This is a genomic window from Nocardia sp. NPDC005998 (genome assembly GCF_040614395.1).
Lineage (GTDB): Bacteria > Actinomycetota > Actinomycetes > Mycobacteriales > Mycobacteriaceae > Nocardia.
This window is the reverse complement of the sequence record NZ_JBEXUI010000032.1, coordinates 39,193-52,400: the sequence shown is the minus strand read 5'-3', so window position 1 is coordinate 52,400 and position 13,208 is coordinate 39,193. Positions and strand designations below refer to the sequence as shown.

Sequence of the window (13,208 nt, the reverse complement as noted above, 5' to 3'; positions counted from 1 at the left end):
TGCTTCAGCGCCGTTCGACGGGCCCGGCCACCAGTACGGCGGCGAAACACAGTGTCGCGAGCGCGGATACCGCGATCACCGGTTCGGGAAAGTAGAGCGCCGCAATCCAGCAGAGGCCACCGGCCATCGCCACGCAGATGGCATTGAACAACGACCAGCGGGCGATCAACTGCGGCGCGGCCCGGACCGCGCTGATCACCAGTAGCCCGAAAAGCAGTCCGAACAGGCCCATTCCGACGCTGTAACCGGTATTGAGATCGAAGACGCTGATCTGCCTGCCCCCGTCGAACAGCGCGGTCGTCGTGCTCCTGGACAGTTCGTTGATCATCTCTTCGCCAGCGGAGTCATCGCCATTGAAGGCGTGCACGACGAGCAGGTGTGCCGCTCCGATCAGCCCGACGAGTGCGGCACCTGTGATCTGAACGGGTGCCGCCCAGCGGGCGGATGTGCTGGCGCTGGGTGCGGACGATGTGGTCATCGCGGTCATCGCGACCTCCGTAAACGCGGAAATTATGGGGTGTTCCAGAACAGAACAAAAATTATGTTATAGGCTGGCGAGCGTGGCAGGCAAGACTTCATGGCTGGAATCAGGGCTGGTGATCCTCGGCACAGCCGGGCCGACCGGACTCACGATCGACAAGCTGGTCGCGGCGACCGGGCTCAGCACCGGATCGTTCTACCACCACTTTTCGGGTATGCCCGGCTACAAATCCGCGCTGCTCGGCTACTTCGAGGAACAGCACACCACGCGGTATCTGCGCGAGATCGAGGCGGCCGACCTCGATCCGCGCGGTCGGCTCGAACTGCTCATCGATCTGGTACTCGAGGATGACGAGCCCGCCAGTATCGAGGTGGCCGTGCGCGCCTGGGCGCTGGACGATCCGATCGCCGCGGCGGCGAAGGAACGTGTGGACAGCACCCGGCTCGATGTCCTGCGCACCCTGCTCATGGACTGCGGGTACGCCGAGGATGCGGCCGAGGAGACGGCGCAGATCCTCTACCTGCTGGTACTCGGCGCGGGCAATGTGCTGCCGACCGTGCCACCCGAACGGCTGCGCGTCCTCTGCCGTCGGGTCCTGTCATGACCGTCGACGATCTCGGCGCAGCCGTTGCGATCGGTCGTCCGGTTCGACGAGTGGTGTCGCTGGTGCCTTCCTTGACCGAAGCCGTCGCGGTGAGTCGTCCGGAAATCCTTGTTGCGGCGACGGATTGGTGCACACATCCCGCCGAGTTGGACGTTGAGCGGGTGCGCGGCACCAAGAACCCGAATGTGCGCCGAATTATCGAGCTCCGGCCGGATTTGGTGCTGTGCAATCAGGAAGAGAACCGGCGCATCGATGTCGAACGGCTGCGCGGTGCGGATATACCGGTGTGGGTCACCAAGATCGAGACCTTGGCGGAAGGGTTCGCCTCGCTGCGCCGACTGTTCTCCGAAGCATTGGCCGGCCAGGTGCCGGACTGGCTCGTCGAAGCCGAATCATCCTGGGCTGCACCACCTGCCGAGCCGCCGCGCAACGCGGTGATCCCGATCTGGCGCAATCCCTGGATGGTGGTCGGTCACGACACCTTCACCGGTGACCTGGCCGCGCGCCTCGGACTCCGGCTCGTGCACGCCGACCGTCCCGGGCGCTACCCGCACATCGCCGAGGACGAGTTGACCCGCGACGTCGAACTCGTCCTCCTACCGGACGAGCCCTACGTATTCACCAGATCCGATGGCCCCGAAGCCTTTCCGGGCCTTCCGGTCGCCTTGGTCGAGGGCCGCAGCCTCACCTGGTACGGCCCGTCCCTGGCCACGGCCCGGGACACATTGACCCGTCAGATCGCCGAGGCCTTCGTCGTCCGAGGCGATCAGTCGAGTTCGTAATCGAACCAGATGTGGTGTACACCATCGCTATCGACGGTGAGACCGCCGGTGCCGGAGATGCCGGTGAGTTCGCCGGTGCCGCTGTTGGCGACGATGACGAAGAATTCGTCGGTGCGGTCGGAGCCGCGCGTGCTCGCCGAATGCGCGAAGTTGAAACTGCCCCCGCGATCGTGCAGCGCGCCCTCGAACGACTCCATCGCGATATAGGTCCCCATGCCCGTCGCGTGGTCGAAAGCGGAGGTGAACAGGGTCGTGGAGCGTCCGGTGATCGCACCGGCGTACTCCTTCGAGATGGTGGCGATGCCGACCGGCAGCGCGGTGGTGACGGCCGGATCCGGCACGACGTCGGTGGGGACGAAGGAGACGACGGAGAAGGTGCCGGTTGCTTTCATGCGGCACATGCTATCGATCGCCACCGACAAGTCAGGCTCGCGCTATGTCACCTCGGCGCCATCCATCATCAGGATTCGATTCGATAGATCCGCTGGGCGTTGGTTCGGAAGATCTGTTCGAGTTCATTGCGGCCGCCGCCGTGCTCGGTGATCGCGGTGCTGATGATCTCGACACCGTCGGGAATGGTCGTAATCGGTTTGTCCACCGGGAAATTGGATCCCCAGAGCAGCCGATCGGGTCCGAAGACGTCATAGGCGTGGTCGAACAGCGGGCGAATTCGGTCCAATAGCACGGGAACTGGGGTCGAGGTGCCGCGTCGTGGCACCGGGTGGCCGAGCACCGGCATCATGAGGCCGCTGACTTTGGCCACCACATTGGCGTTTTCGGCGAGTGCCGTGAGGTCGTCGCGCCAGCGGACGAACAGTTCCCGGCGCTGGCTCGGATTGGTTCCGGTGTGTTTGCCGATCGGACCGAAAATGCCCGCGGGGGTGGCGAGATGGTCGAGCACGATCGGCACCTCGGGATACCGCTGGGCCAATGCGGTCACATCCGGTAGTGCGTGCGAATACAGCCAGGCTTCGAAGGTGAGCCCGCGCTCGGCCAGCAGTGCGAAACCATTCAGAAATTCCTTCGTGGTGAGGGCACTTTCGATCTTCGTATACGGCCGTACACCCGAATCGGGGTGATGCGCCACATGCGCGCGAATTCCGCGCAGCAGCGGTGATGCGGCGGCGTGCGCATCGAGGAGTTCGGCGAAATCGGGTGCCGCGGGATCGGCATTGCCGATGATCGCCCCGAGGTCGGGGTTGTCGCCACCGAACGGCAGCCCGGCCACCCATGCCGTCTCCTCGGACTTGTCCGGCCCGGTCCATGCGACCTCGATGTGCACGATCGTCTCGACCGGCAGGCCAGCGGCATCCGCGCGATAGTTGGCTGGCAGGTATTCATCCGCGTAGGCCGACGGATCCCCGACGAATTCGCGATCCTTACGCGGTGCCAGCCATTTGGCCACGTCGATCGGCAGCGGCACCGCCCGGAACACCTTCGCGACCGCGCTGAATTCGCGGGGCGTGGCGAATGGGTCCCATTGATGAATGTGCGCGTCGACCATCCGGATGTCCGATAGCGCCATGTCCGCCGTCTCCAATCGTGTCGAAGCCCTGACGTCGCGATTGTCACACGCGCGTATTCGCTCGCGTTCGCAATCAGCGGGACCCGTACGCGGACAGGAATGTCCGCACCGCCGCGTCGGCGATATCGCGCTGTTCGGCCGCGTCGAAGCCTTTCGCCGCTATGCCCGGTAGGTGTCGCGGAACGCTTCGCGCACCACGGCCGCATCAGGCGCGCCTCGGCCTTCGATCGCCATGACAACCTCGGACACGCGCCAGTAGTTCGACGGCACCAGGCGCCCGGATTCCACCGCCGCCATCGCGACGTGTGCCGCTTCGTCCGGCTTGTCGGCCGCGACCAGCGCCAGCCCTAGATCCAGGTTCGCCGAAGCGATTCGACGCGGCCGGACGGTCGCTGCGCCTGCCAGATCGGCGAGAACGTGCCGGGCGTAGGACTCCGCCGCTGGATCACCGAGCCAGGCCAGCGTAGTGGCCACGTAGGCATCCGACTTCGCGGGGTCGTAGCGGAAATGATGTTCGGGCCGGTCGGGCGTGCTCAGCCCGGATACCAGCCTGGCGACGCGGCGTAAAGCCCCGTACGTAGCCTTGCTGTCCCCGAGCCGCGCCAATGCGCGGCCCTCTTGGGCTGTGGCTTGGATGAACGCTGAACTGTCCTCCGGGGCAAGGGATTGCGCGGCGCGTGACAGTTCGGCCGCCGCCGCGAATTCCCCATCCGTCAGTTGCTGCCATGCTCGTGTTTCCAGGCACCATGCCGCGATCTCACGGTGCCCCGCTTCGTCCGCGAGCTTCCATGCCAGGTGTCCCCGTGCCGCTGCGGCGGAGATTTCGCCCAGGTCGATATGGCATGTGCTGGCCAGCAGCGACAGCCAGCCGACCGTGACGAGCAAGCGGCGGTGCTGGGCCAGGGGCTTGCGGCTGTCCATGAGTCGTCCGGCGTAGCCGAGGTGCTGACGGATGCGCACAAGCAATTCTCCCGGCGGGGTCGTCGGGTAGCCCGCTGCCAAGTCGTCCACCGCCAGTTCCAGGCGATCCAGGGTGTCCGCACACAGGTCCGACGCGGCGACTCGATGAATCCACTCCGCCGCCGCCCGTTCGCCATCGGCCGGTTCGATGAACAGCGCTGAGCCGATCCCCAGCGCATCGGCGTAGGCGCGAACGTGCGCGGGTAGGACGCGGCGCTGCCCGGTCTCCAATAATCCGAGCAGCGCCTTGGAGTAGTGCGTGCGCGCGGCGAGGGCGGACAGACTGAGTCCCGCCACTTCACGCGCAGCGCGCAACCGCTCACCTGTGACGTTCTCCCCGCCGGGGTACATGAGTCCAACGGTAACCGTGCGTTGTCCTCGGTGGAGACGATTGTGGACGGCAAGGCGGTTACGGACTGAAATACCCACGCCTAGTGTCTATTTCAGCCCCATCGCCGGGTCGATGCGAAGTTCTCGGCGGTGGGGAGCTTGCCGACGACATCACGACGAAGGCGAGGTGGAATGGACGCGCTCGCATGGTTAGACCCGATATCACCGACTTCGGAATGGGAAGAGATCCAGATTCGCCGTTTAGCGCGGCCGACGACAGATCTCGTTCTTCAATGCGTCGCGGGCGAGCTGCATTGGAGGCGGGGAGCTGTCCCCAGTGCCCGCCCTATTTCACACGTTGCGGCGGTATTGGCCGCCGACGGTGAAGAAGGTGTCGGTGATCTGCTGCAGGGTGCAGACCCGGGCGGCGTCCATCAGGGTCTCGAAAATGTTGTCGTCGGTGCGGGCCACCGCGTCCAGGCGAGCCAGGGCGGCGTGTGCGGCGTCGCGATGGTTGTTCTGGAATTCGCGCACGCGCTTCAGCTGTGACTGCTTTTCCGCTTCCGTGCCGCGCGCCAATTCGATGACCCGATGCGGTTCCCCGTGCGGGTTGCGGAAGGTGTTGACGCCGATGATCGGCAGTGAGCCATCGTGTTTGCGGTGCTCGTACCGCATGGATTCGTCTTGGATCTTGCCGCGCTGGTAGCCGGTCTCCATGGCGCCGAGCACTCCGCCGCGCTCACTGATGCGATCGAATTCGGCGAGTACGGCCTCCTCGACGAGATCGGTCAGTTCATCGAAGAGAAAGCTGCCCTGGAGCGGATTCTCGTTCATCGCGACGCCCCACTCGCGGTTGATGATGAGCTGAATGGCCAGCGCACGGCGCACCGATTCCGCGGTGGGCGTGGTCACCGCCTCGTCATAGGCATTGGTGTGCAGGCTATTGCAGTTGTCGTAGATGGCGATGAGCGCCTGCAGGGTGGTGCGAATGTCGTTGAAGCTCATCTCCTGTGCGTGCAGTGAGCGGCCCGAGGTCTGGACGTGGTACTTCAACTTCTGCGAACGTTCGTTGGCGCCGTAGCGATCTCGCATGGCAATGGCCCAGATCCGCCGGGCGACCCGGCCGATCACCGAATACTCCGGATCCATGCCATTGGAGAAGAAGAACGACAGGTTCGGCGCGAAGTCGTCGATCTGCATTCCGCGCGCGAGATATGCCTCGACATAGGTGAATCCATTGGCCAGGGTGAAGGCCAGCTGGCTGATCGGATTCGCACCGGCCTCGGCAATGTGATAGCCGGAGATCGAGACCGAGTAGAAATTGCGAACGCCGTTGCGCACGAACCACTCCTGGATATCGGCCATCATGCGCAGGCTGAATTCGGTGGAGAAGATGCAGGTGTTCTGGCCCTGGTCCTCTTTGAGAATGTCGGCCTGCACCGTGCCACGCACTGTCGCCACGGTCCGCGCGGTGATGTCCTTGGTCTCCTCGGCGGTGGGCTCGCGGCCCTCGGCGGTCGAAAAGCGTTCCAGCGCTTGGTCGATGGCGGTATTGAGGAAGTAGGCCAGGATGGTCGGGGCCGGGCCGTTGATCGTCATCGATACCGAGGTGGACGGCGCGGTCAGATCGAAGCCGTCATAGAGCGCCTTCATATCGTCGAGCGAGGCGATGGAAACACCCGAGGTGCCCACCTTGCCGTAGATGTCCGGGCGTTCGGCGGGGTCGTGACCGTAGAGCGTCACCGAATCGAAGGCCGTGGAAAGCCTAGTCGCGTCGGCATGTTCGCTGAGCACCTTGAACCGCCGATTGGTGCGAAACGGATCGCCTTCGCCCGCGAACATCCGCGCCGGATCCTCGTTATCGCGCTTGAATGCGAAGACGCCCGCGGTGAACGGGAACCGGCCGGGCAAATTCTCCGAACGCAGGAATCGCAGCAGCTCACCGTGATCGGTGAATCGGGGCAGCGCGACGCGTGGAATGGAATTGCCGGACAATGTCTCCCGGCGCAGCGGGGTATGGATCTCGCGATCGCGCACCCGCACCACCTGCTCCTCGCCCCGATAGGATTCGGCGAGTTCGGGCCAGTCCGCGAGCAATGCGGCACTATCGGCATGCAATGTGGCACGCGCCTTTTCGGCCAGCTCGGCCACCGCGGTATCCTCGGGCAGTTCGGCCGCCACCTGGTCGAGGCGCTGCAAGCGTTGTGCCGCGACGATTTGTTCGGCGGTCACGGCGTGGTAGCCGCGCACCGTTTCGGCGATCTCGGCGAGATAGCGCACCCGGGCGGGCGGAATGATCTGCGCGAATCTGGTCGAGGCGCGAGTACTCACCTTGGGAAGTACGCCGGGCTCCATGGGCAGACCGCGCACGGCGAGCAATCCGGTGAGGTGTTGGTAGAGCGCAGTCACCCCGTCATCGTTGAAGGTGGCCGCGCTGGTGCCGAATACCGGCATATCCTCGGGGGACTTCGTGAACTCCTCGCGATTGCGCACCAGCTGGCGCGACACATCCCGCAGCGCGTCCGCGGCGCCGCGGCGTTCGAACTTATTGATCGCCACCACATCCGCGAAATCCAGCATATCGATCTTCTCCAGCTGGGAGGCCGCGCCGAATTCCGGTGTCATCACATACATCGCCACATCGACGTGGTCGGTGATCGCGGCGTCGCCCTGGCCGATGCCTGGGGTTTCCAGGATCACCAGGTCGTATCCCGCGGCCTTGCAGGCGGTCACGATGGCATCGATATTCTGCGGCAATTCGTGGCCGCCCCGGGTGGCCAGCGAGCGGAAGAAAATATGGTCGGCATCGAGGGCGTTCATCCGGATGCGGTCGCCGAGCAGCGCGCCGCCGCCGCGCCGCCGGGTCGGATCCACCGCGAGAATCGCGACCCGCAATTTGTCCTGTTGATCCGACCGCAGACGGCGCACCAATTCGTCGGTGAGCGAGGACTTTCCGGAGCCGCCCGTGCCGGTGATACCGAGGACCGGCACAGTGCGCGCGGCGGCGGCCGTCGCCAGGGCCTGCCGATCGGATTCCGGCAGTGTGTCCTGCTGCAGACAGGTGATCGCACGGGCAAGTGCGGCCCGCTCACCGGCGAGCACCGCGTCCAGCACCGGCGGCTCCGTGGCGAGATCGATATCGCAGGCGCGAACGAGCTGATTGATCATGCCGGGCAGGCCGAGTCGCTGGCCGTCCTCGGGAGAGAAGATCGTGACACCGGATTCGGCGAGTCGCGCGATCTCCTCGGGGACGATCACCCCGCCGCCACCGCCGAAGATCCGAACATGTTCGGCCCCTGCCTCTTTCAGCGCATCGGCGAGATATTCGAAGTATTCGACATGTCCGCCCTGATACGAACTCACCGCGACGCCCTGGACATCCTCGGTGAGCACCGCGTCGACGACCTCGCTGACCGCGCGATTGTGCCCCAGGTGAATGACCTCGGCCCCCTGCGCCTGCAGAATCCGCCGCATGATGTTGATCGCGGCATCATGCCCGTCGAATAGCGCGGCCGAGGTCACGAATCGGACGGGATGGGTGGGCGTGTAGAGCGCGGTGCTATCGGCCACGGGGTCCTCCGGGGAGATCCTGTATGGCGCCCGATACTAGGACGTCAAACTAATCGTACGGTGATGGCGGTCACAGCGCTAGGTGAACGCGTCCTGGCGGGTTGCTCGGAAGGGGAAGCCGTCGGTGGCCGCATGGTTGTCGGGTAATTCGGTTCACCGTCGTGTGCGCGGTCATAGTTCGCTCGACGATTGCTGTGGGATCGGTCACAGTCCGCCTGCCCGTCTATTTTACTTGGAGATCCAACTATAGGATGACCGTAGATCGCGCGATGCGCGGCGTCGACTACGAGAACAGGACTGGCATGGTTCGCGAACTGACTCATTACATCGGCGGACAGCATGTCGCCGGAGGCTCGGGCAACTTCGGTGATGTCTTCGATCCGAATACCGGCGAGGTGCAGGCGCGGGTGCCGTTGGCGTCCAAGGCCGAGGTCGATGCCGTCATCGCGAATGCCGCCGAGGCGCAGCAGGTCTGGGCTGCCTTCAACCCGCAGAAGCGGGCGCGGGTGCTGATGAAATTCCTGACGCTGGTGCAGGACGAGATGGATTCCCTTGCGGCACTGCTGTCTTCCGAGCACGGCAAGACCATTGCCGATGCCAAGGGCGATATCCAGCGCGGCATCGAGGTCATCGAATTCGCGGCGGGTATCCCACATCTGCTCAAGGGCGAGTACACCGAGAGCGCGGGCACCGGGATCGATGTCTACTCCATGCGTCAGCCGCTCGGCGTCGTCGCGGGTATCACCCCGTTCAACTTCCCGGCCATGATCCCGCTGTGGAAGGCCGGTCCGGCGCTGGCATGTGGAAATGCCTTCGTGCTCAAGCCATCCGAGCGCGACCCCTCGGTGCCGCTGCGGCTGGCCGAGCTGTTCCTCGAGGCCGGTCTGCCCGCGGGCGTATTCAATGTGGTCAATGGCGATAAGGAAGCGGTCGACGCGATCCTGCACTCGCCGACCGTCAAGGCCGTCGGCTTCGTCGGCTCCACCCCGATCGCGCAGTACATCTACGAAACCGCCACCGCGAACGGCAAACGCGCACAATGCTTCGGCGGCGCCAAGAACCACGCGATCGTCATGCCCGACGCCGACCTCGACGATGTCGCCGACCAGCTGATCGGCGCGGGTTACGGCTCGGCGGGCGAGCGCTGCATGGCCATCTCGGTTGCCGTCCCGGTCGGTGCCGAGACCGCGGATCGCCTGCGCGAGAAGCTGATCGAGCGGATCGCCAAGCTGAATGTCGGACGCTCCGACGACGCGGGTGCCGACTTCGGGCCGCTGGTCACCAAGGACGCGCTCGGCCGGGTCGAGAACTACATCCAGATCGGCATCGATGAGGGCGCCGAATTGGTGATCGACGGCCGCGGCCTGGCGGTGGACGGCAGCGAGGGCGGCTACTTCACGGGCGCGACGCTTTTCGACCAGGTCACCCGGGACATGCGGATCTACAAGGAAGAGATCTTCGGTCCGGTGCTGTCGATCGTGCGCGCCAAGGATTACGACGAAGCGCTCGCCCTGCCCAACGAGCACGAGTACGGCAACGGTGTCGCGATCTTCACCCGCGACGGTGACACCGCACGGGATTTCGCCGCCCGTGTGCAGGTCGGCATGGTCGGCATCAATGTGCCGATTCCGGTGCCGATCGCGTATCACACCTTCGGTGGCTGGAAGCGCTCCGGTTTCGGCGATCTGAACCAGCACGGCCCGGATTCGATTCGCTTCTACACCAAGACCAAGACGGTCACCCAGCGCTGGCCCGCCGGTCTCAAAGACAGCAACCACTTCGTCATTCCGACCATGGACTGAACGAGCGCACCGACGAGAGGTTGACGATCGTGTTCGCACTCGATGACGACGAGCGCGCCATCGCCGCGATGGCGCGCGACTTCGCCGACGAATATCTCGCCCCGAACGCCCTCGAATGGGATGAGCAGAAGCACTTTCCGGTGGATGTGCTGCGCAAGGCCGGCTCGCTCGGTATGGGTGGCATCTATATCGGTGAGGATGTGGGTGGCTCCGGACTGCGCAGGCTCGACGCCGTGCGCATCTTCGAGCAGTTGGCCACCGGCTGCCCGGCCATCGCGGCGTATATCTCCATTCACAACATGGTTTCGTGGATGATCGACAGCTACGGCAATGCGGAGCAGCGCAACCACTGGCTGCCCCGACTGACCTCGATGGAATGGCTCGGCAGCTACGCACTCACCGAGCCGGGTGTCGGATCGGATGCGGCGGCCTTGAGTACCAAGGCCGTTCGCGACGGTGACGACTATTTGCTCACCGGGGTGAAGCAATTCATCTCCGGCGCGGGCAGTACCGACGTGTACGTCATCATGGCGCGCACCGGCGATGCTGGTGCACGCGGGATTTCGGCGTTCATTGTGCCGGCCGATACCCCGGGAATTTCCTTCGGCGCCAATGAGAAGAAGATGGGCTGGAATGCGCAGCCCACCCGTCAGGTGATTCTGGACAATGCCAGGGTGCCCGCCGCCAATATGCTCGGCATCGAGGGCAATGGCTTCCGCATCGCCATGAACGGACTCAACGGCGGCAGGCTCAATATCGCCGCCTGCTCGCTCGGCGGCGGTCAGACTGCGCTGGACAAGTCGGTGGCATACCTGGCCGAGCGCAAGGCATTCGGCAATCGACTGCTGGACAATCCGGCACTGCAATTCCAGCTCGCGGATATGCGCACCTCGCTGGAGGCGGCGCGGACGTTGCTGTGGCGGGCCGCGGCCGCGCTGGATGCGGACGCCGACGACAAGGTCGAATTGTGCGCAATGGCAAAGCGATTCGCAACCGACGCCGGATTCGAGGTCGCCAATAAAGCGCTGCAATTGCACGGTGGGTACGGCTACCTGGCCGAATACGGCGTGGAGAAGATCGTTCGCGATCTGCGGGTGCACCAGATTCTGGAGGGCACCAATGAAATCATGCGGGTGGTCGTCGCCCGCTCGGTGGTAGGAGCAGCATGAACGAGTCCGAAGTCATTATCGATAACCGTGACGGGCTCGGTCTGATCACACTGAACCGGCCACAGGCGATCAATGCGCTGAACCATCCGATGACCCTTGCCATTACCGCCGCACTGCGGGCCTGGGTGGATGACGACGAGGTGCGTACCGTCGTCGTCACCGGTGCGGGGGAGCGCGGGCTGTGCGCGGGCGGCGATATCGTCGCCATTCACAATGACGCGAAAAGCGGTGCCACCACGGCGGATTCGGCTACCGGCGTCTTCTGGCGCGACGAGTACGTGCTCAACGCGTTGATCGGCCGCTATCCGAAGCCGTATGTCGTGGTCATGGACGGCATCGTGATGGGCGGCGGCGTTGGACTTTCCGGTCACGGCAGCCACCGCATCGTCACCGAACGCTCCAAGGTCGGCATGCCCGAGGTCGGTATCGGCTTCATCCCCGATGTCGGCGGCACCTACCTGCTCGCCCGCACCCCCGGCGAGATCGGCACGCACGTCGCACTGACCACCGCGCGCATGAATGCTGGTGACGCCATTGCTGCGGGCTTCGCCGACTACTACATGGCCTCGGAAGATATTCCGGCACTGCTGGAAACGCTGCGGACCGAGACCGCGGCGATCGCCATCGCCAAATTCGCCACGGACGCACCGGAGTCCGGACTCCTCGCCCAGCGGGATTGGATCGACGCCTGCTACAGCGCCGATACCGTCGAGGAGATCGTCGATCGGTTGCGGTCGCACGGGTCGCCGGAGGCCGCCAGGGCCGCCACCGAACTGCTCGCCAAATCGCCTGTGGCGCTCAAGGTGACGCTGCGTTCGCTGCGCGCGGCCCGCGCCGCGACCAGCCTCGAGGCCGTCCTGAACGAGGAGTACCGGGTCTCGATCGCCGCGCTGGCCTCGCACGATCTGGTCGAAGGCATTCGCGCGCAGGTGATCGATAAGGACCGCAACCCGCAGTGGTCGCCCGCGACGCTCGCCGATGTCACCGACGCGCAGGTCGACGCGTACTTCGCCGAATTGGGCAATAGGGAACTGGGTTTGCCGCAGCGGAGCCCGCGCGGCGACCGGACAACACCGGAGGAAAGCAAGTGACGAAGAAGATCGGTTTCCTCGGTCTCGGCCATATGGGCGGGCCGATGGCCGCGAACCTGGTCAAGGCCGGCTATGACGTACTCGCCTTCGACCCGGTCCCCGCCGCACAGGAGCAGGCGCGCAAAGACGGTGCCACCGTGGTGGATTCGGCCGTCGCGGCCGCCGCTGGCCGCGATGTCGTGATTACCATGCTGCCCAACGGCAAGCTGGTTCTCGACGTCTACGCCGACCTGCTGCCCGCCGCCGACGCCGGCACCCTGTTCATCGACTGCTCCACCATCGATGTCGCCGACGCCAAGGCGGCGGCCGTCCGCGCCAGCGACGCAGGTCATCGCGCACTGGACGCCCCGGTCTCCGGCGGTGTCGCGGGTGCCGCCGCTGGCACGCTGACCTTTATGGTCGGCGGCGGCGAGGCCGACTTCGCCGATGCGCTCGACATACTCCAGGTGATGGGCGGCAAGGTCGTGCACTGCGGCGGCTCCGGCGTCGGCCAGGCCGCCAAGATCTGCAACAACATGCTGCTCGGCATCTCGATGATCGGCCTGTCCGAGGCGCTGGTCCTCGGTGAGAAGCTGGGCCTGAGCCACCAGTCCTTCTTCGACGTTGTCTCCACCGCCTCCGGCCAGAGTTGGGCGCTGACCAGCTACTGTCCGGTTCCCGGTCCGGTACCGACCAGCCCGGCCAATAACGACTACCAGCCCGGATTCGCCACCGCGCTGATGACCAAGGACCTGGGTCTGGCCGCGAACGCCCTGCGCGATAACGGTGTCGACGGTCAACTCGGACTGCTCGCCGCCGAGATCTACGCCCGTTTCAACCAGGCGCAGGCGGGAAGGGACTTCTCCGCTATCGTCACCGATATCCGTAACCGTTCTGACCAAGAGGGTGCCTAAA

At 64.9% G+C, this 13,208-nt stretch carries 11 protein-coding genes; 6 read left to right on the top strand and 5 right to left on the bottom strand.

Annotated features, from left to right (window positions below; all coding sequences use genetic code 11):
• Positions 1-4: 4 nt before the first annotated feature.
• Entirely contained in the window at positions 5-487 is a 483-nt protein-coding gene (locus tag ABZ293_RS31485; protein ID WP_355186582.1) for a hypothetical protein, read from the bottom strand.
• Between the two features lie 73 nt (positions 488-560).
• On the opposite strand from ABZ293_RS31485, the gene ABZ293_RS31480 reads away from it, so the two are divergent.
• Complete coding sequence (locus tag ABZ293_RS31480; RefSeq protein ID WP_354953522.1) at positions 561-1,085, top strand: TetR/AcrR family transcriptional regulator; 525 nt, start codon at positions 561-563, stop codon at positions 1,083-1,085.
• Complete coding sequence (locus tag ABZ293_RS31475; protein ID WP_355186580.1) at positions 1,082-1,867, top strand: helical backbone metal receptor; 786 nt, start codon at positions 1,082-1,084, stop codon at positions 1,865-1,867. Before ABZ293_RS31480 ends, ABZ293_RS31475 begins: the two co-directional genes overlap by 4 nt.
• Here ABZ293_RS31475 and ABZ293_RS31470 read toward each other — a convergent pair.
• The 4 genes from ABZ293_RS31470 to icmF all read right to left on the bottom strand — a co-directional run bounded on the left by ABZ293_RS31470 (position 1,852) and on the right by icmF (position 8,252).
• The gene (locus ABZ293_RS31470; protein WP_355186578.1) at positions 1,852-2,259 is read right to left on the bottom strand and encodes a DUF3224 domain-containing protein; all 408 of its coding nucleotides are present in this window, start codon (positions 2,257-2,259) and stop codon (positions 1,852-1,854) included. The two genes, ABZ293_RS31475 and ABZ293_RS31470, sit on opposite strands and share 16 nt — an antisense overlap.
• Positions 2,260-2,327: 68 nt before the next feature.
• Positions 2,328-3,392 (bottom strand): amidohydrolase family protein, encoded by a 1,065-nt coding sequence (locus ABZ293_RS31465; RefSeq protein WP_355186576.1) that lies wholly within the window; start codon positions 3,390-3,392, stop codon positions 2,328-2,330.
• Between the two features lie 159 nt (positions 3,393-3,551).
• The gene (locus ABZ293_RS31460; protein WP_355186574.1) at positions 3,552-4,703 is read right to left on the bottom strand and encodes a helix-turn-helix domain-containing protein; all 1,152 of its coding nucleotides are present in this window, start codon (positions 4,701-4,703) and stop codon (positions 3,552-3,554) included.
• Positions 4,704-5,033: 330 nt separating this feature from the next.
• Positions 5,034-8,252, bottom strand: a complete 3,219-nt coding sequence (gene icmF / locus ABZ293_RS31455; protein ID WP_355186572.1) for a fused isobutyryl-CoA mutase/GTPase IcmF — start codon at positions 8,250-8,252, stop codon at positions 5,034-5,036.
• 302 nt (positions 8,253-8,554) lie between these two features.
• On the opposite strand from icmF, the gene ABZ293_RS31450 reads away from it, so the two are divergent.
• Genes ABZ293_RS31450 through mmsB form a run of 4 tightly spaced genes read left to right on the top strand, consistent with a single transcriptional unit; the run spans position 8,555 to position 13,207 of the window.
• A complete protein-coding gene (locus tag ABZ293_RS31450) occupies positions 8,555-10,054 on the top strand; it encodes a CoA-acylating methylmalonate-semialdehyde dehydrogenase (RefSeq protein ID WP_355186642.1) in 1,500 nt (499 codons plus the stop codon).
• A 29-nt stretch (positions 10,055-10,083) separates the two neighbouring features.
• Complete coding sequence (locus ABZ293_RS31445; protein WP_355186570.1) at positions 10,084-11,223, top strand: acyl-CoA dehydrogenase family protein; 1,140 nt, start codon at positions 10,084-10,086, stop codon at positions 11,221-11,223.
• The gene (locus ABZ293_RS31440; protein WP_355186568.1) at positions 11,220-12,314 is read left to right on the top strand and encodes an enoyl-CoA hydratase/isomerase family protein; all 1,095 of its coding nucleotides are present in this window, start codon (positions 11,220-11,222) and stop codon (positions 12,312-12,314) included. The genes ABZ293_RS31445 and ABZ293_RS31440 overlap by 4 nt, the downstream gene beginning before the upstream one ends.
• Positions 12,311-13,207, top strand: coding sequence for a 3-hydroxyisobutyrate dehydrogenase (gene mmsB, locus ABZ293_RS31435; RefSeq protein WP_355186566.1), 897 nt, complete (start codon positions 12,311-12,313; stop codon positions 13,205-13,207). The genes ABZ293_RS31440 and mmsB overlap by 4 nt, the downstream gene beginning before the upstream one ends.
• The last annotated feature ends 1 nt before the right edge of the window (position 13,208 follow it).